The organism is Streptomyces fulvoviolaceus (assembly GCF_000718165.1).
GTDB classification, from domain to species: Bacteria; Actinomycetota; Actinomycetes; order Streptomycetales; family Streptomycetaceae; genus Streptomyces; species Streptomyces fulvoviolaceus.
Map to the genome: position 1 here is coordinate 1 of NZ_JOEY01000052.1, position 17,367 is coordinate 17,367.

The window sequence follows — 17,367 nt, forward strand, 5'->3', positions numbered from 1 at the left end:
GCAGTTCCACTGCTGCACGAGGGCCTTGTTGGCGGTGCTCATGTCGACGACATCGAGGCACATGCCGCTCTTGGTGACCGCCAGGGTGTAAGTGCCGCCGGCCGTCGGGGTCGCCGCCTGCGCGGGCCCCGCGGAAGCACCGATCACCAGGATCGGCACCGCCACCACCCAAGCGATGGCCCAGTGAGCCCAGCGGCGTAATCGCGATGCGGACTTCGGACGTTCAGAGGTCGTTCTGCGCATGCTGTTCCTTCCTCGCGGAGTGTGCGTTCATCGCCGTCGTCCTTGGCGACTGGTCTGCGAGGGCGTCAGCCGCATGTCCGGATCGATCATTTGCTGTGGACATGACATTCCATGGATGACAGGCGTGCAGTCGGGTCATCGACACCCTCGCCGGTGGGCACTGCGGCCGCGCTCCCCACCGCTCCGTTGTGCAACGCATTCATATATGACGTATGGAGTACGACGGCCATGAAAGTAGGAGCCCTACCTGTATTCGTCAACGCCTCTTACAAAATCGGTTCGGTCGCGATGCCTGTGCCCCCGGCCGCCGACATCGGCCAGGGACACAGACGTCCGTGGGTCAGCGCGCGGTCAGTCTCCAGAGGTGGTCCCAGGTGCCGTTGTCGGTCCACTGGAGGACCTGGGCGCCGGAGGACGTGCTCATGTCCTGCACGCCGAGCAGCAGGCCACTGTTGTAGTTGGCGATCTTGTAGTAGCCGTCGCGGGCCGGGATCAGCTGCCAGAGGTGGTCGGCGGTGCCGTTGTCACCCCAGATCAGGGCCGTACCGCCGTCCGCGGTGCTCATGTTGTTGATGCCCAGCACCAGCCCGCTCTTCTGGTTGACGATCTTGTACAGGCCCGAGCCCGCGGCCACCAGGGTCCAGTTCTGGTCGGTGCCGGTGCTGGACGTGGCCTGGACGACCGAGGTGCCCTGCGCGGTGCCCGTGTTCAGGGTGCCCAGGGCGAGAGAGCTGTTCCTGTTGGTGATCTGGTAGCGCCCGGCGAGCGAGGTGGAGGTTCCGCTGGGGGTGACGATCACGCGGTAGCCGTCGGAGGCGTTCATCGTCACCGGCACGGTGATGGAGCCGCCCGAGACCGTGTAGTCGGCGTCCGAGATCGTGATCGGACCCGGGGACGCGGTGGTGCGGCCGGTGTGAGGGCTGTACTCCACCTTGACGTGGACCGTGCTGCCGAAGGCGGACAGGGACGACAGGCCGTTGACGGTCACCGCGCAGGAGCCCGTGCAACCGCCGGCGACGACGCTGATCTGGTTGCCCGCCCCGTTGCGGGAGGCGAAGCCGTCGATGCCGGTCTGCGCGGGAGGCGTGGTGACGATCATGTTGCCGGACATGTCGCCGTACCACTTGTACGTCCAGTACGAGCCGTTCGGCGAGCCGCCGGTGTCGGTCAGGGTGTCGCCGAGGGTTCCGTAGTGGTTCCAGAAGGCGAGTTCGGCGTCCTGGACGCCGGTCCGCTCGAACTTGGCGACGTAGGGAATGAGAGCGCCGGAGTTGCCCATCTCGGAGGGCGTGCCGTACTCCTCGATGGAGATCGGGCGCGGGCTGATGCCGAGGCTCGACTCCAGTGCGCGGTAGGCGGAGACGTGCGCGGCGATGTCCTGGCTGCCGCTCAGTTCGTGCCAGGCGATGATGTCGGGGACGGTGCCGCTGGCCTTGGCGTCGGTGAGGAACGTGCTCATCCGGGACTGGTTCCAGGACGCGTCGCTCGGGCCCTGGATCGGGGTCGTGGTGTCCTTCGTCCGGATCTGCTTGTACGTCCGCGCCCAACCGGCGTTGAAGGCACCCGCGTTGGCGGTGTCCCAGGTCCAGTCGGGTTCGTTCCAGATCTCGTATGCGCTGATGTTGGTCGCGCCGGAGGACTGCACGGAGGCGACCTGCTTGTCGACGGCGGACAGCCAGTCGCTCCAACTCACCCACTGGTAAGGGAAGTTCGGGTACCAGTCCGGCATGCGGACGACCACCTTGGAGCCCGCCCGCGCCGCCTTCGCCGCTACGACGAGTGCGTCGCCGCCGGGCTTGGAGGCGCCGTTGGGCAACTGGCTGCCGCCCGGGGCCATCTGTACGAACGTGTGCGGCTTGAGCGCGGTGACCAGGCTGTCGGCGGGGGTGGACGCGTCGGCGAGGCCGTAGAGGCTGCCGCTCGCCACGTGGGTGACGGAGCGCAGGGTCTGGTTGGCGTTGACGACGAGAGTGGTGGCGGAGGTGGGGACCGCCTCCGCGGACGGCACGGTGGTGGCCAGTGCCGTGACGACCAGGGCGGCCGCGCCCAGGGCGGCGGTCAGGCGCCCGGGGGTGGGCGGTCTTGCATGTGTGCGGGTCATGACAGGTTTCTCCTCAACGGAGCGGATGGGAAAGGGAGTTCCTGCGTGGGGTCAGTCCTTCACCGCGCCCGCGGTCACACCCGCGGCCACATAGCGCTGGGCGAGGACCAGCAGGACTGCTGCGGGGACGGACGCGACGACGGCGGTGGCCATGATCGCGTTCCACTCCTGGTTGTTGTTGCCGATGTACTTGTAGATGCCGAGGGTGATCGGCCTCCAGTCGCCGCCTCCGTCGAGGGTGTTGGCGAAGACGAAGTCGGACCAGGCCCACAGGAAGCTGAAGAGCGAGACGGTGACGACGGCGTTGCGGCTCACCGGCAGCACGACCGACCAGAAGGTGCGGAAGGTCCCGGCGCCGTCGATGCGGGAGGCGGCGATCAACTCGCCGGGGATGCCCGACATGAACGCCGTGAAGATCATGACGCCGAAGGGCACGGCGATGGTGGAGTCCGCGATGACCAGGCCCCACCAGGAGTTGAGCAGGCCCAGGTCGAGGAAGATGCCGTAGAAACCCATCGCCATGACGATTCCGGGGATCATCTGGGCTACAAGGAGGATCAGGCCGAGGGCGCCGCCGCCGAGCGGGCGGAGTTTCGCCAGTGCGTAGCCGGCGGGGGCGGCGAGTACGAGGGTGAGGGCGACCGTGCCGAGGCCGATGAGCAGGCTGGTCCCGAGGTAGGGCATCTGGTCGTCGAGGACCGCCTGGTAGCCCTCGAAGGTCGGGTGCAGCGGGAGCAGGTCGGGCGGGGTCTTGCGCATGTCCTGCTGCGGGGTGAGGGACACGTTGAGCATCCAGTACACCGGGAACAGCATCAGCGCGGTGAGGGCGAGCCCTATGACGGTGTAACGGCGGGAGGCCGTACGGCGTTTCACGCTTCCTGCCTCCTCTGGACGCGGATGTACAGAAGGCCGAAGACGAGGGCGATGAGGATGAGGATGTTGCCGACCGCCGCTCCGGGGCCGAACTTGGGCAGCAGGGTGCCGAAGCCGAGCTGGTACGACCAGGTCGCCAGGGTGGAGGAGGCGTCGCCGGGGCCGCCCTTGGTCATGATCCAGATCAGGTCGAAGACCTTGAGGGTGTAGACGAGGCCGAGGAGCAGGGTGATCGCCGACACCGGGCGCAGGAGGGGGAAGGTGATGCGGCGGAACTGCTGCCAGGCGCCCGCCCCGTCCAGGGCGGCGGCCTCGTACAGTTCCGACGGGATGTTCTGCAGGCCGCTGTAGAGGATGACCAGGTTGAACGGGATGCCGATCCAGATGTTGGCGATAATCACCGAGGTGAGCGCCCAGTCCGGCGAGGTGAGCCAGCCGACCGCGTCCACGCCGAAGAAGTGCAGGAAGTAATTCACCACTCCCGACTCGCTGTTGAACATCCACGACCACGTCGACGCCGACACGATCAGAGGCAGCAACCACGGGATCAGGAACAGGGCGCGCAGGGTCGGTGCCAGACGGAAGTGGCGGTTGAAGAAGACCGCGAGGGCGAGCCCGATGACGTACTGGAAAGCGATCGACACGAAGGTGAAGACCATCGTGTGGCGCATCGCCGGGCCGAACGTCGGGTCGTCGAGCACCTTCTGGAAATTCTCCCAGCCGGAGAACGGCGCGTCCCCCGCCACGAACGACCGCACCGTGTAGTCGCGCAGGCTCAGGTCGAGGTTGCGGTAGAGGGGATAGGCGTAGAACGCGGCGAGGTAGGCGATCAGCGGGGCGACGAAGGCGAGCGCGGTCAGGCGGCTCCTGCGCCGTTGCCGGCGCCGCAGCGGCAGGGAGTCGGTCGCCTTTGACACGACCCGCTCCCGTGGTGGGCGGTCGACTCGGGCGATGGTCATGTCGGCGTCAGCCCTTCTCGGCGCTCGACTGGGCCGTGTCCAGGGCGTCCTGCGGGCTCTTGCCGCCGGACAGGGCCGACTGGACCGCGGTCCACATCGGCTCGGAGATGGTCGGGTATTTCGAGCCCAGGCCACCACTGGTGCGCCCGCGAGCGGCGGCCACGGCGTCCACCCACGGCTTGAGCTTCGGGTTCGCCTTCACCTGCTCGGCCTGCGCGGTGGCCGTCGGGGCGATGTACATCAGGGTCGTGTCGGTCGCCAGCAGGTTCGCGTCGTTGGTCAGACATTCGACGATCTTCTTGCTGACGTCGTAGCGCGCACTGTCCTTCTGCACGGGCACGGTGACGAACTCGCCGCCCGTCGGCACCGGCGCCGAACCGCCGTTCTGCGCGGGGATGTTGAGGATGCCGTAGTCGAAGCCCGCCTTGTCGGCGTTGCCGAGCTGCCAGGTGCCGTTCTCGCCGAACGCGTAGTCGCCGGTGGCGAACTCCTGCCAGCTGGTGGTCTGGGTGTTCTGCAGGACGTCCTTGGGTGCCAGGCCGTCGTCCACCCATCCCTTCCACAGCGACAGCGCGGCCGCGCCCTTCGCCGAGTTCAGCTCGGTGAGGTCGCCGCCCGCGCCCCAGAACCAGGGCAGGAACTGGAAGCTGCCCTCCTCCGTGTTGATGGCGGAGAAGGTGATGCCCTTCTTCCCGGCCGCCTTGACCTTCTGCAGGGCCGCGGTGAGGGAGGTCCAGTCCTTGATGGAGGCCGGGTCGACGCCGGCCGCCGACAGGACCTCCTTGTTGTAGTAGAGGGCGAGGGTGTTGGCGCCGATCGGGACGCCGTAGGAGGCGTCGTCGATCGTGCCCGCGCCGATGATGTTCTGCTGGATCGACTTCGTGTCGAGACCGAGGTCGCTCGTCTTGTTGAGGATCCCCGCCTCGACGAGCGTGGAGACGACCGGGTTGTCCACCAGCATGACGTCGGGCGCGTTGCCCTGCTGGGCCGCCAGCAGGGCCTTGTTGCCGAGGTCGGTGGTGTCGTACGCGGTGCGCTTGACGGTCGCCCCGGCCTTCGTCCCGCACTCGGTGACGAGCTTGCCCCACGGGGAGGAGGCGTCGAACTGCGGGTACGGGTCCCAGAAGGTGTACGTCCCTCCGGACGCGTCGGAGGAGCCCGACCCGTCGTCGGAGCCGCCTCCGCAGGCGGTGAGGGAGGCGAGGGTGCCGACGGCTGCGAGTGCGGCGAGGAGGGTGCGGCGGGTGGATATCACGGGGTGACCTCGTTGTCGTAAGAGCTCTCGGAACTCTCGGGGCGAAGGGGTGTCAGGAAGTGGGCAGCCAGACGCGCATGCTGCCGTCCTCGCGGTTGGCCCAGGCGTAGTAGGGGACGGCGGTCAACTCGACCGGCTCACCGTCCTGTTGGGGCGACTCGTCGGCGGCGCTGTACGGCCACCAGCCCGCCTCCGGGAGGTGTCGTCGCCTGCCCGCCGCCACGACCGTGGTGACGCCGCCGAGCAGATCGGGGCGGTGCTTCACGGCGAGCGGGCGGGTGGTGTCGACGACGATGTCGTCCAGGCCGCCGCCGGAGTGATCGACCCCCTCCAGGCAGTGGACGAGGGGCCCGCGTTCGATCGCCACACAGCCGCGTACGGCGTCCACGCGCGGGTCGGCGGTGGTGAGACGGGGTTCGAGGGCGAGCTCGAGGACGACCTTGTCGCCGGAGGCCCAGGTGCGGTGCAGGCGCAGCCAGCCGTCGTCGGTGGGACCCTCGTACGTCTTCTCCCCGCACCGCACCCGGAACTCCCGGCACCACTGCGGGATACGGAGCGAGAGGGTCCAGGGGTCTGCCGGGGTCTCCTCGACGGTGAGGGCGATCGTGCCGTTCCAGGGGTAGTCGGTCTCGCAGCCGACGGTGACCTGGTCCGAGGTGTAGAGGCCGGTGACGTACTGGTGGATCTGCAGGCCGTTGTCGTCGCCGCTGGCCAGGTAGTGCTCCAGGGAGGCGAGCAGCCGCATGACGTTGGGCGGGCAGCAGGCGCAGCGGAACCAGCGGGTGCGGCGGGCCGACTGGTCGCCGCCGGGGTCGGTGTGTCCGTCGCGGACCTGGAGCGGGTTGACGTACAGCCAGCGCTCGCCGTCCAGCGACACCCCGGCCAGGAAGCCGTTGTAGAGGGTGCGTTCGATCAGGTCGGAGTAGCGGGCCTCGCCGGTGAGCAGGGCCATGCGCCAGCTCCACTGGATCGAGGCGATGGCGGCGCAGGTCTCGCAGTAGGCGCGCTCGTTGGGCAGTTCGTACGGGTCGCCGAAGTCCTCTTCGTCGTGGTGCGCGCCGAGGCCGCCGGTGAGGTGGGTCTTGGTCGTGGTCATGGCGTGCCACAACCGCTCGGCGGCGCTGCGGAGTTCGGCGTCGCCGGTCTCGGTGGCGAGATCGGTCGCGGCGGCCAGGAGGTAGAGCTGCCGTACGGCGTGCCCCTCGACGTCGGTCGCCTCGCGGACGGGGACGCGGTCCTGGCAGTAGGCCTCGCCGCCGAGCAGTCCGTGGCCGTACCGGTCGACGAAGTAGGCGGCGAGGTGGAGGTAGCGGCGCTCGCCGGTCTCCCGGTGCAGCTCGACCAGGGCGGTCTCGACCTCGGGGTGGCCGTCGATGCCGTCGATGGGTTTCCCGCTGCCGGGCGGTCCGAAGACGGAGTCGATGTGGTCCGCGAACTTCCTTGCCACGTCGAGGAGTTCGTCGCTTGCGGTGGCCCGGTGGTGAGCCACGGCCGCCTGGATGAGGTGGCCCGCGCAGTACAGCTCATGGCCCCAGCGCAGGTCCTGGTAGCGCTCGCCGCCCTTGACCAGCTGGAACCAGGTGTTGAGGTAACCGTCGGGCTGTTGGGCGTCGGCGACCAGGGCGACGATCCGGCCGACCTCGCCGGCGAGGTCGTCGTCCGGAGCCTGGGCGAGCTGCCAGGCGGCCGCCTCCAGCCACTTGTACACGTCCGTGTCGACAAAGGGGTAGGCGCCCTGGAAAACGCCCGCGGCCGTGCCGGCCGCCAGCCTCAGGTTGTGCAGGTTTCCGGCGGTCTCCAGCAGTGCCGGCCCCTGCGGGATGGAGGCGTGTGCGTTGGTCGCGCGGCGGGCGTGCCAGAACCCCGGGCCGATACCGACGGCGGCGGGGCGCAGTGCGGCACGGCTGTCCGGGCCGAGTCGGACCGGTCCCGTCGAGGACAGGGCGGGGCGTGTGCGCGGCATGGCTCTCCGGTGGTGAGTGGCGGGACGAGACCGGCGTACGGCCATGGCGGGCGACCTCCTGCCAAGGCCCTGCTTCGTACACGGGGGCGTCGGGGGCGGGTGACCGACTGCCTGGAACCGTTTTTGAGCAATCGTTTTCTCGTCGAGAAAGTAGAGGGCAGCCCATCTGCCGGGTCAAGGGTCACAGCAAGAGTTTTTGCGACTTTCCCGCGGACTGGCGCAACACCCCCGAGCCTGTCAGCATGTCGGGCATCTCTCTCACCAGGAAAAGGGTTGCCCGTGACTCCTGCTGCTCCAGACTCTCCCCCGGCCGGGCGGGCCCGGCTCGCCGACGTCGCCGCCCTCGCCGGCGTCAGCGTCGGAACGGCGTCGAAGGCGCTGAACGGCGCCGGACGCATGCGGCCCGAGACGCGGCAACGAGTCCTGGACGCGGTCGCGGAGCTCGGATTCAGTCCCAACCAGCACGCCCAGAGCCTGCACAGCGGCCGCAGCTGGACAGTCGGCCTCATGACCACGGACGGAATCGGCCGCTTCAGCACCCCCGTGCTGCTGGGCGCCGAGGACGCGCTCGGCGCGGGGAAGATCTCCGTCCTGCTGTGCGACACCCGGGGTGACGCCATCCGGGAACAGCACCATCTGCGCAACCTCATGGACCGCCGGGTGGACGGCATCATCGTCACCGGTCGTCGTACCGATCCCCGGCCGCCGCTGCCCGGCGTGGAGAGCATCCCGGTCGTCTACGCGCTCTCCCCCTCCACCAACCCGACCGACACCTCTGTCATCACCGACGACCGCGGCGGCGCACGCCTGGCGATCGAGCATCTCGTGGCCACCGGACGCACCCGGATCGCGCACGTCACCGGCCCGGAACACCACGCCGCCGCCCGCGAGCGAGCCCGGTACGCGGTGGAGCAACTGCAGGGCGCTGCGCTGCAACCGTCCACCGGGCGGATCCACCACGGCGAGTGGAGCGAGGCATGGGGCCGCCGGGCCACCGACGCGGTGCTGCGCACAGCACCCGACACGGACGCCTTCTTCTGCGGCAACGACCAGATCGCCCGAGGCGTGACGGACGCACTGCGCGAGCGCGGAGTGGCGGTACCGGGCGACATGGCCGTCGTCGGCTACGACAACTGGGACACGATGGCTCTGGCCAGCCGCCCGCCCCTCACCACCATCGACATGAACCTCCCCGAGATCGGCCGGATCGCGGCCCTGGAGCTGCTGCGAGCCATCGACACCGAGCCACGTCCGGGCGCGCACACGGTGCCGTGCCGTCTGGTCGTGCGCGAATCCAGCTGAGTGGCCCCGGTGCGGACGCCGGCCCGTGCAGATCACCGGCGACGCGGCGCGCCTCGACGCCCGCGAGCGAGCCGCCTGCCTCACTGAGCTGCCCACGGTGTGCGCTCGATGCCCCGGGGGGCATCGGGGCATCGAGCGCGGCACCATGAAATCGGCCGCCTGCTTCGTCTCGGGCGGCCCTGTCGACAACGGCCTGAGCATCCCCCAGGTCAGAAACGCGCTCGAGCGTCACGCTGGGAGCTGCCATGGCGCCCTTCAGCGGAGGAAGGGGCGGCCGAGCGTGCAGGGCCTCAGGTACAGCTCGCTGACTCCCCGCCGAGCCTCGCTCGAACGGCCTCGCGACCCCGCCGCACGCGATGTCGCCAAGGCCGCGGAAGCGGTGCAGGCCCGGTTCACCGAGATTCACGACAACCTGCTGGGACTCGTTGCGGCGGGGGCCGCGGGAACCAGATGACCCGTGTCCTCAAGCCCGTGCCGTTCAGCTGCGGGTCAGCCGACGCAGCGTAGGGCCAGGCCGCGTGCCTCCGTGCTGCGTGGCACGAGGCGCACCAAGCGAGGCAAGGCGGCGAAACCGGCCGGGGACGCCAGGTCATGCTCAAGGACGAGGCGGCATCCCAGCTCCTTCCGCGCTTCGGCGTCGTTCCAGGAGGTGGGGTCTGGTTGCTTCGGCACCTTCACCTGCTGGGCCACGCACTTGACCGCGGCATCCGGTACCTCCTTAGCCGACTCCGGGAACCGGGCCTCCACCTCAAGGAAATTCAGCAGCAGCGCAAACCCGAGCCGGGTCGCCCCGGACTTGGCACAGCCGCAGCGCCGCCTTCCAGCTCAGGCTGACGGAACGGGGCCGGCACCACGTCACGCCCGTCGGCTCCATCAATGTCGCCGCGCGGCCACCACCGAGCCGTGTCAGCCCGCATACAGCGGGCCGGGCCCCACTCGCCCGCTACCGCGAGACTCCCCGGCCCCTGCCCGACAAGGTCAGGGCCGCGGTACGACACGCACGGCGGAAGGCGCGGCGTTTCCGCCACATCCGATGTGCGCTACGTCTCATCCGCGGGCTGTCACACCAGACGCGCGGCCGGTGTCTACATGCCGAGTGCACAACACAAGGGAGACATGATGAACGGGAACGTCGAGGTGGTCGTGATCGGCGGCGGGTACGGGGGTGTGACGGCGGCCAACAGCCTGGCGCGGCGCGACGGTGTGTCGGTGACCGTGGTCAATCCGCGTCCCGAGTTCGTCGAGCGGATCCGCCTGCACCAGCGCGTGACCGGCTCCGATGACGCGATCGAGGGCTTCGGGAGGGTCATGGGCGCAAACGTCCGGCTGGTGGTCGACACCGCGACCCGGATCGACGCTGCCGAGCGCCAGGTGTCGCTGGCGGGCGGTGGCACGGTCTCCTACGACTACCTCGTCTACGCGGTGGGCAGCGGCGCCACCGATCCCGGCGTGCCCGGAGCGGCGGAGTTCGCCTATTGGGTGTCGGACCTCGAGAGGGCGGAACGACTGCGGTCGGCGCTGGACGCGGCGCCCGCGTCGGCTCCGGTGACCGTGGTCGGGGCCGGCCCGACCGGCCTGGAGACCTCCGCCGAGCTGGCGGAAGCGGGTCGCGAGGTCACCCTGGTCTGCGGCGACGTGCTCGGCCCCTCCCTGCATGCCCGGGTCCGCCGCCCGGTCGCCCGCCGGCTCGCCAAGCTGGGTGTGACCGTCCTCGAAGGTCCCGGCGCGCAGGTGACCGAAGTGACATCCGACGCCGTACAGCTCGGCGACGGCCGCGAGCTGCCCAGCGCGGTGACGATCTGGACCGCGGGATTCCGTGTCCCGGACCTGGCCGCCCGCAGCGGACTGCGCACGGACGCCGCCGGCCGTCTGGTCACCGACACGACGCTGACCTGTGTGGACGACGAGCGCATCGTCGCCGCCGGGGACGCGGGGGTGATGCCGGACCATCCGTTCCGGATGAGCTGCCAGGCGGCCGTGCAGCTGGGCCCGGCGGCCGCCGCCACGATCCTGCGCCGGATCGCGGGGAAAACACCTGCTCCCGTCCGGATGTTCTTCGCCGGGCAGTGCCTCAGCCTCGGCCGAAACGAGGGCGTCACCCAGTTCTCCTACCCGAACGACAAGGTGAACGCGCTCAGCATCAGCGGGCGGACCGGTGCCGGCGTCAAGGAGATCGCCTGCCGGTTCACCCTCAACAAGTTGGTGTCCGGGGCACGCAAGGCCAGTTCCCGCGCATCCCACGGCAACAGCACCGACCGCCCGGATTCGCCTCAGTCGGAACACCGCACGACGCCGTCCAGCACCCGACCCGCAGCCTAGGCCTGTCGTTTGGATCACGCCTGGGCCGCGGGGCTTGGCACGCACTCCCCCACTGCCCTAAAGGCGTGGGGGACCCCAGTGGCGTTGTCGTCGGTTGCCGACTCCCCCCGCTCGGCTTCGCTCGCGCGGGAAGTACCCCCATCGCCCCGCTCACCGGCAGTCACCAGACGCCGCAGCCCGAAGTCGGCATGATCCAAACGACAGGCCCTGGCCGCCAAGACCCCGCCACGGGTCGGACCGACCGCTCCGGCCCACGAACGACCGAGCCGGAGCGACAAGCACACAACGCCGCGGCCTCGTATGCCAGGGCCGGGAGCCGCGACGCCGTTCCCACCAGCCCGCCCACCCGGCGTGGCCTGACAGGCGGGGAAGCTGCTGCCGATGCCCCCGCCACCAGACCGGGTACATGTTCCACGGCCTGCTTCCGGCCCGTAGGGCCGACCAGGAAAGAGTGAGGCGCACGACATGAACAACCACGTCACCGACCCAGCGACGGAGGCCTTCGTCGCCCACCGAGACCTGTTGTTCACCGTCGCCTACGAGATGCTCGGTTCGGCGGCGGACGCCGAGGACGTCCTCCAGGAAGCCTGGCTGCGATGGGCCAAGGTCGATCTGGCGCAAGTGCTGGACCAGCGCGCCTACCTGGTACGGATCACGACCCGGCAAGCGCTCAACCGGCTACGCACCCTGAAACGGCGCAAGGAGGCCTACGTCGGTCCCTGGCTGCCCGAGCCCCTGCTCACCGCACCGGACGTGGCCGAGGACGTCGAACTGTCCGAGAACCTGTCGCTGGCACTCATGTTCATCCTCGAAACCCTCTCACCGACCGAACGCGCCGTCTTCGTGCTGCACGAGGTCTTCGACCTCGGCTACGACGAGATCGCGGCCGCGATCGACAAGAGCCCCGCCGCCACACGCCAGATCGCCTACCGCGCCCGCCAACATGTCGACGCCCGCCGACCGCGCACACCGGCTTCCCCGGAAGAAGCCCGGGAAGCGTCGAATTCGTTCCGGCGCGCGCTCGTGACCGGGGACCTGCAGGGGCTGCTCGACGTACTCGCCCCGGACGTTGTCTTCGTCAGCGACGGCGGCGGCCTCAGGCTGGCGGCTCTGCGACCGGTCGTCGGCGCCGACAAGGCGCTCCGTTACATGGCCGGCAGTATCGACAAGGCCGGCGGTACCCTCACCGGCGAGCCCACGATGATCAACGGCAACCCCGGACTCATCCTGCGCCTGGACGGCGTGATCGACGGTGTGCTGGCCTTCCGCGTGGAGAACGCCCGCGTCACGGGCCTCTACTACGTCCGCAACCCCGAAAAGCTCACGCGCGTCGAGTCCGAAACCCCCCTCACCTCCCGCTGACCGTCCCCCCGCGACACGGCCGACCGAGGTGCGCGATGGCGCAGGCGCCGCGGAACAAGCCGCTGACCGCCGCCGAGAAGCAAGCGAGCCGGCTGGTCAGCCGGGAACGCGCGGCGAACGAGCACGGCTTCGCCGACCTCAGGAACTGGCGCGTACTCACCAAGCTCCGTCTGACGCGAAGCACGCCAGCACCCTCCTGCGCACACCCTCGTCCTGACGAACGCGGAGACGAGGCGCTGACTCGACGAGGCAGACGATCACCCCAGCACGATCAGTCGGACAACCAGCACGAGCACCCACCCCACCCCCGGCTCACACCAGCTCCACTGACCAGCGCTTTCAAGATGGCAACGTCTCAATCAGGCGGCAGGGCCGCCCGGGCTCAAAATGCCACCGCCGCGGTACGGCGACCCTCGTGATGGCGCACTGCACCGGTCGATTCGCGAAGGTGTCGTGTTCGCGGCCACTCAGTCGAGACAGAACTCGTTGCCCTCGATGTCCTGCATCGGGATGCACGAATCATTGCCGTCATACAGCGTTCGCACGTGTACCGCGCCGAGCGGGACCAGTCGTGCGCACTCGGCCTCAAGTGCGGCGAGGCGCTCTTCACCCACGAGTCCGGTGCCGACCCGCACGTCAAGATGCAGCCGGTTCTTGGCGGCCTTCCCCTCGGGGACGCGCTGGAAGTACAGACGCGGGCCCACTCCTGAGGGATCACTGCAGGCAAACCATGCGTCCTGCTGCTCAGGTGGCAGCGAGCGCTTGAAATCGTCCCACGTGGCAAACCCCTCCGGTGGCGGCGGCACGACGTACCCCAGCACCTCGCACCAGAAACGGGCGAGGCGCTCAGGTTCCGCGCAGTCGAAGGTGACCTGGAACTGCTTGATCGATGCCATCGGCCCATCGTAGAAGGCTCGTCGCCGCCTCCACTGGCCCGCCCCTGGCCAGCCTGTGGCACATGCGGCCAACTCTTGGCGATGCGTGGGACCTTGAGTCGTGGGATGACGATCCTGCCGGTGTCCCCGCTGGAGGAGGTCCTGGCGGACTACGGGAACGCCGCATGCGCGCAGGTGAGTTGTAGCCACGCCCCCGTACAACGACGGGAGACAACCCGCCCGTGCTCAGCGTCGGCGGTCGCCAGGCGCGAGCAGGCTGGTGCCCCTCGCCCGACGCCATCGCCGAAGTACTTCCGTACGTTCTCGGCCTTCCTGTGCCGGGACTTCGCCGTCAGCATGAGCAGGCTCGCCCCTTGCTCGCCGAGGTGGGTCAGGCCGGAGCGCCGCCACTCACGCAGATCCCAGCCCGTGCCCGGCTCGCCGCCCAGGGACATGTGCTCGTCCAGAAGCATCCGGGCCTGCCCGTAGGAGAGTCGGGCGAGCCCGGTGTCCGGGCAGATGTCGCGCGGGCCGACGACCTTGCCGGGACCTGGCTTGCGGTGGGTGACGAACGCCGGGCCGCGAGTACGACCCTGCGGAACCGAGCCATCCGGAGAGCGGACGTCCGCTCCGGTGTCTCACATATTGTGGCTTCGCATGACCGACTCCGAGATCGAGATCACCGCAGAGCTGGTACACGGTCTTCTCAAGGACCAGCATCCGGACCTTGCAGGGCTGCCCATCCGCGAAGTAGCGGGCGGCTGGGGCAACCAGATGTGGCGCCTTGGGGATGAGTTGGCCGTGCGCATGCCGCGCACGGAAGGTGCCCCGGATCTCCTGCGCAAGGAGTGCCGGTGGCTGCCTGTCCTGGCCCCGCGTCTTCCGCTCCCGGTTCCGACTCCTGTGCGGATCGGTGAACCGTCCGCGCGCTTTCCGAGGCCCTGGAGCGTTATGACGTGGGTTCGCGGCGAGCCACTGGACTACACCTCGATCAGTCGCGGCGACCACGCGGCCGACGCTCTGGCGGGTTTCCTCAGGGCGCTCCATGTGGAGGCGCCCGCCGAGGCGCCGGCCAGTTCGGACCGCGGCGCTCACCCCAAGAAGTGCACGGACGGCTTCGAGAAGTTCTTGCAAGCCATTGCCCCCGGCGGCTTTGCCGCCGACGTCCGGGCCATCTGGGACGTCTGGGACGATGCTGTTGCGGCCCCCGAGTGGGAGGGCCCGCCGGTATGGCTGCACGGTGACCTCCATCCCGCCAATGTCGTCGTCTCGGACGGAACGCTCTCGGGCGTGATTGATTTCGATGCCATGTTCGCCGGCGATCCGGCGTGGGACCTCGCGGCCGCGTGGGTGCTGCTTCCCGCGGGCGCGGGCTCACGGTTCTTCGACATCTACGCGCATGCGGACGAGGCGACGATCCGGCGCGCCCGAGGGCTGGCTGCTATGAAAAGCCTTTTTCTTATCCTTATGGGTCAGAACGGGGAGCGGGGCCTTCCTGGCGGCAAGCCGGCATGGGGACCCGCAGGCCGGGCGGCGCTCGATCGTGTTCTGACATCCAGTTTGGGCTGACCTTCTCCCGCACAGGCCCCGTTCCCATCTCGGAGCGAGGCGGCCATTTCAAGGAGTGCGACTGGTGTCTGAGCCAGGACACCGGGGTCCATACAACGTGACAACGAGCTAGCGGATATCAGTGAGGGACACGAGAGGTCTACAGCCCAAACAAGGGAATGATTGCCATCACGATGGGGAAGTCCCCTTCGAGGGCTGCGGCCTTGGTGTACGGACCGTTGGCGCTGATCCGGCGGCGGTCTTCACGGCGTGGGCGACCCGCACGCGCAGCTCGTTGAACTCACGGGACTCGCGCAGTTCTTCGGCGTCGATGTCGCCGCGTGGCAGGTTGATCGGCAGGTCCAGGGCCACGGTCCCGGGGCCCTTGGTCAGGACGACGATGCGGGTGCCGAGGAACACCGCCTCGTCCGCCGAGTGCGTCACGAACACGGTGGTCCGCCCGGTCTGCGCGGTCACCCGTCGGACGTCCTCCTGGAGCCGTTCGCGGGTCAGCGCGTCCAGGGCCGCGAACGGTTCATCGAGGAGGAACAGGGGGTTCTCGGCGGCCAGGGCCCGGGCGATGGCGACGCGCTGCTGCTGGCCGCCGGAGATCTCCCAGATGCGCCGCTTCTCCGTGCCCTCGAGCCCAGCAACTCCGCACGGCGCTCGGGCCATTGGGCGCGGTCGATGCCCGCGTACCGCAGCGCCAGGTCGATGTTGCCCCGCACCGTCCGCCACGGGAACAGGCGCGGCGTCTGGAAGACCACACCGGCCGCCTCGCCGGGCCGCGGTGCGGTGCCGGAGATGCGCACCGAGCCGTGGGTGGGCTCCTCGAATCCGGCGATCAACCGCAGCAGCGTGCTCTTGCCGCAGCCGGAGGCACCCACCAGGACGAGGAACTCACCGGCGGGCACGGTCAGATCGACGGGTCCCACGGCGGTGACGGTCTCGCCGCCCCGGCCGTACTGGTGGGTGACGTGGTCGAGCCGGACGGACCCGGCGCGCGGGGTGTCGTCCGTGTTCTCGGGGGCCGTGGTGGTCTCACTTGAGGACATCGGGCAGCCCCTTGAGATAGAAGGCCTTGCGGATGGTGTCCGCGGCCGGTGCGGCGTCGATCTGCTTCTGGTCGGCCAGGAATCCGGCGGTGTCGGTGACGTAGGTCAGGAGCTTGCCCGGGCTGCCGTCGGTACCCAGCCAGTCGGCGGAGGCGACCTCTTCCAGGGTGAGGAACACCCCGACCAGTGCGACACCAGGCCAGCAGGGCGCAGCTCCCCGCCGTCGGGAGCCGTCACCACCTCGCCGAGGGCCGGAGCCGACAGCGGCCTGCCCACCTCGAACGACGGCATCGGCATCCCGGCGTCTCCCCTCATCAGGGTGCGCAGTGAGGCGGCGACGCCCATCATCCGATTGCGCACCAGCGCCTGCCCGAGTCCCGGCGCGGGGACGGAGACGGGGACCTCTGCCACGGTGCAGCGCGGTCGGGGCTGAGGGCGCCTTCGGGACGGGCGGCGAGGCGGACCTCGCGATGAGTGGCGGGCATGGTCGGTGCGGACATCTACGGGCTCCTGACCGGTCACTTGAGGGCCGCACACCCTGTGCGGCACCCACCGACGTTAGGAGTTGACGCACACGTCAAGGTCAAGCCGGCCGCCGCAGCAGCCGAAGCAGTGCCGTGAACCTTGTCCCTCACACGACAGGAATCTAGACTCGAACCCAAACTGAAGTGGGTTCATTTTGGCTGACGTGGACGGGAGTGGACGGGATGACGGGTTCCCTCGAGGGCAAGACCGCACTCATCACCGGGGCAGGCCAAGGCATCGGTCGGGCGATCGCCGTGGAGATGGCCCGTCAGGGTGCGTCGGCGGTGGCCGTCGCCGACCGGAACAGCGCCACCGTGGCCGAGACGGCCGATCTGGCGCGTGCCGCGGGCGCGAAGGCCGAGGCGATCGTGTGCGATCTGCGCGTCCGCGACGACATCGAGACCATGGTGACGCGGACGGCCGAACGCTTCGATGGGCTGGATGTGCTGGTCAACAACGCCGGGGTGATCGAGACCGCGTTCACGACGGACCAGGACCACGGCGTCGACTCGCTCGCCGAGGAGGTCTGGGACGCCGTCTACGAGGTCAATCTCAAGGCCGTCTGGCTGACGACCAAGTTCGCGGCACCGTTCCTGCGTCGCTCCCCGCGCAACCCGGCGATCGTCAACACCGCTTCCGTCTCCGGTCTCGTCGGCTTTCCCAACTCCCCCGCCTACGGCGTCACCAAGGCCGGTGTCATCCATCTGACCAAGGTCACGGCCGTCGATCTCGCCCCGGTGCGCTGCAACTGCTTCTGTCCCGGCGTCATCGACACACCGCTGGCGCAGGACTTCTTCGCCGCGGCGAAGGATCGCGAGGCGATGGAACGGGAGCTGGTCGCCCCGCAGTTGGTGGAGCGGCTGGGCCGGCCCGAGGAGGTGGCGCAGCTCGCCTGCTTCCTTGCTTCGGACAGCGCGGCGTTCATCACGGGTTCCGCGTATGTGATCGACGGCGGCGCGCTGGCCTGGCGCGGAGTCAAGGGCTGAG

General features: G+C 69.3%; 13 protein-coding genes and 3 pseudogenes. 6 read left to right on the top strand and 10 right to left on the bottom strand.

All coding sequences use genetic code 11. The features are described 5' to 3' along the window. The 6 genes from IG08_RS63170 to IG08_RS0142100 form a co-directional block, all read right to left on the bottom strand. On the bottom strand, positions 1-243 hold a 243-nt coding region (locus IG08_RS63170), incomplete at its 3' end, for an RICIN domain-containing protein (RefSeq protein ID WP_420823312.1). 340 nt (positions 244-583) lie between these two features. Beyond that, positions 584-2,344 carry an RICIN domain-containing protein gene (locus IG08_RS0142080; protein WP_030616083.1) on the bottom strand — a complete coding sequence of 587 codons (1,761 nt, stop codon included), beginning with the start codon at positions 2,342-2,344 and terminating at the stop codon, positions 584-586. Between the two features lie 51 nt (positions 2,345-2,395). Then, positions 2,396-3,157: a carbohydrate ABC transporter permease gene (locus IG08_RS0142085; protein WP_106981126.1), complete on the bottom strand. Its 762-nt coding sequence runs from the start codon at positions 3,155-3,157 to the stop codon at positions 2,396-2,398. A 56-nt stretch (positions 3,158-3,213) separates the two neighbouring features. Further along, positions 3,214-4,176: a carbohydrate ABC transporter permease gene (locus tag IG08_RS0142090; RefSeq protein WP_030616088.1), complete on the bottom strand. Its 963-nt coding sequence runs from the start codon at positions 4,174-4,176 to the stop codon at positions 3,214-3,216. 7 nt (positions 4,177-4,183) lie between these two features. Then, complete coding sequence (locus tag IG08_RS0142095) at positions 4,184-5,431, bottom strand: sugar ABC transporter substrate-binding protein (protein ID WP_030616091.1); 1,248 nt, start codon at positions 5,429-5,431, stop codon at positions 4,184-4,186. Between the two features lie 52 nt (positions 5,432-5,483). Next, a complete protein-coding gene (locus tag IG08_RS0142100) occupies positions 5,484-7,394 on the bottom strand; it encodes a glycoside hydrolase family 127 protein (RefSeq protein WP_030616095.1) in 1,911 nt (636 codons plus the stop codon). A 279-nt stretch (positions 7,395-7,673) separates the two neighbouring features. Here IG08_RS0142100 and IG08_RS0142105 point away from each other — a divergent pair, with 279 nt between their 5' ends. The 4 genes from IG08_RS0142105 (at position 7,674) to IG08_RS0142125 (ending at position 12,377) form a co-directional block, all read left to right on the top strand. After that, positions 7,674-8,696 (top strand): LacI family DNA-binding transcriptional regulator, encoded by a 1,023-nt coding sequence (locus IG08_RS0142105; RefSeq protein ID WP_030616099.1) that lies wholly within the window; start codon positions 7,674-7,676, stop codon positions 8,694-8,696. Between the two features lie 25 nt (positions 8,697-8,721). Continuing rightward, positions 8,722-9,150, top strand: a complete 429-nt coding sequence (locus IG08_RS0142110; RefSeq protein ID WP_030616102.1) for a hypothetical protein — start codon at positions 8,722-8,724, stop codon at positions 9,148-9,150. Between the two features lie 665 nt (positions 9,151-9,815). After that, on the top strand, positions 9,816-11,015 hold the full coding sequence (locus IG08_RS0142120) for an NAD(P)/FAD-dependent oxidoreductase (protein ID WP_078655954.1): 1,200 nt from the start codon (positions 9,816-9,818) through the stop codon (positions 11,013-11,015). Positions 11,016-11,480: 465 nt separating this feature from the next. Then, positions 11,481-12,377, top strand: a complete 897-nt coding sequence (locus IG08_RS0142125) for an RNA polymerase sigma-70 factor (RefSeq protein WP_030616111.1) — start codon at positions 11,481-11,483, stop codon at positions 12,375-12,377. Positions 12,378-12,844: 467 nt separating this feature from the next. Here the strand turns inward: IG08_RS0142125 and IG08_RS0142135 are convergent, their stop codons facing one another. After that, positions 12,845-13,273, bottom strand: coding sequence for a VOC family protein (locus IG08_RS0142135; RefSeq protein ID WP_030616117.1), 429 nt, complete (start codon positions 13,271-13,273; stop codon positions 12,845-12,847). A gap of 225 nt (positions 13,274-13,498) precedes the next feature. Further along, positions 13,499-13,848 (bottom strand): annotated as a pseudogene (locus IG08_RS63180) (site-specific integrase); the annotation flags it as partial. Between the two features lie 61 nt (positions 13,849-13,909). Here IG08_RS63180 and IG08_RS0142145 point away from each other — a divergent pair. After that, positions 13,910-14,821, top strand: a complete 912-nt coding sequence (locus IG08_RS0142145; protein WP_030616120.1) for an aminoglycoside phosphotransferase family protein — start codon at positions 13,910-13,912, stop codon at positions 14,819-14,821. A 168-nt stretch (positions 14,822-14,989) separates the two neighbouring features. Here the strand turns inward: IG08_RS0142145 and IG08_RS54935 are convergent. Then, positions 14,990-15,855 (bottom strand): annotated as a pseudogene (locus IG08_RS54935) (ABC transporter ATP-binding protein). After that, positions 15,842-16,036: pseudogene (locus IG08_RS0142155) on the bottom strand (ABC transporter substrate-binding protein); the annotation flags it as partial. The pseudogenes IG08_RS0142155 and IG08_RS54935, both read right to left, overlap by 14 nt. Positions 16,037-16,562: 526 nt before the next feature. Here IG08_RS0142155 and IG08_RS0142160 point away from each other — a divergent pair. Next, positions 16,563-17,366 carry an SDR family NAD(P)-dependent oxidoreductase gene (locus IG08_RS0142160; RefSeq protein WP_030616129.1) on the top strand — a complete coding sequence of 268 codons (804 nt, stop codon included), beginning with the start codon at positions 16,563-16,565 and terminating at the stop codon, positions 17,364-17,366. Position 17,367 lies beyond the last annotated feature (1 nt).

Excerpts from the sequence above, each read along its gene's own strand:
- IG08_RS0142080 (WP_030616083.1), bottom strand. The coding sequence starts at position 2,344 with ATGACCCGCACACATGCAAGACCGCCCACCCCCGGGCGCCTGACCGCC.
- IG08_RS0142085 (WP_106981126.1), bottom strand. The coding sequence starts at position 3,157 with ATGCTGTTCCCGGTGTACTGGATGCTCAACGTGTCCCTCACCCCGCAG.
- IG08_RS0142090 (WP_030616088.1), bottom strand. The coding sequence starts at position 4,176 with ATGACCATCGCCCGAGTCGACCGCCCACCACGGGAGCGGGTCGTGTCA.
- IG08_RS0142100 (WP_030616095.1), bottom strand. The coding sequence starts at position 7,394 with ATGCCGCGCACACGCCCCGCCCTGTCCTCGACGGGACCGGTCCGACTC.
- IG08_RS0142120 (WP_078655954.1), top strand. The coding sequence starts at position 9,816 with ATGAACGGGAACGTCGAGGTGGTCGTGATCGGCGGCGGGTACGGGGGT.
- IG08_RS0142125 (WP_030616111.1), top strand. The coding sequence starts at position 11,481 with ATGAACAACCACGTCACCGACCCAGCGACGGAGGCCTTCGTCGCCCAC.
- IG08_RS0142135 (WP_030616117.1), bottom strand. The coding sequence starts at position 13,273 with ATGGCATCGATCAAGCAGTTCCAGGTCACCTTCGACTGCGCGGAACCT.
- IG08_RS0142145 (WP_030616120.1), top strand. The coding sequence starts at position 13,910 with ATGACCGACTCCGAGATCGAGATCACCGCAGAGCTGGTACACGGTCTT.
- IG08_RS0142160 (WP_030616129.1), top strand. The coding sequence starts at position 16,563 with ATGACGGGTTCCCTCGAGGGCAAGACCGCACTCATCACCGGGGCAGGC.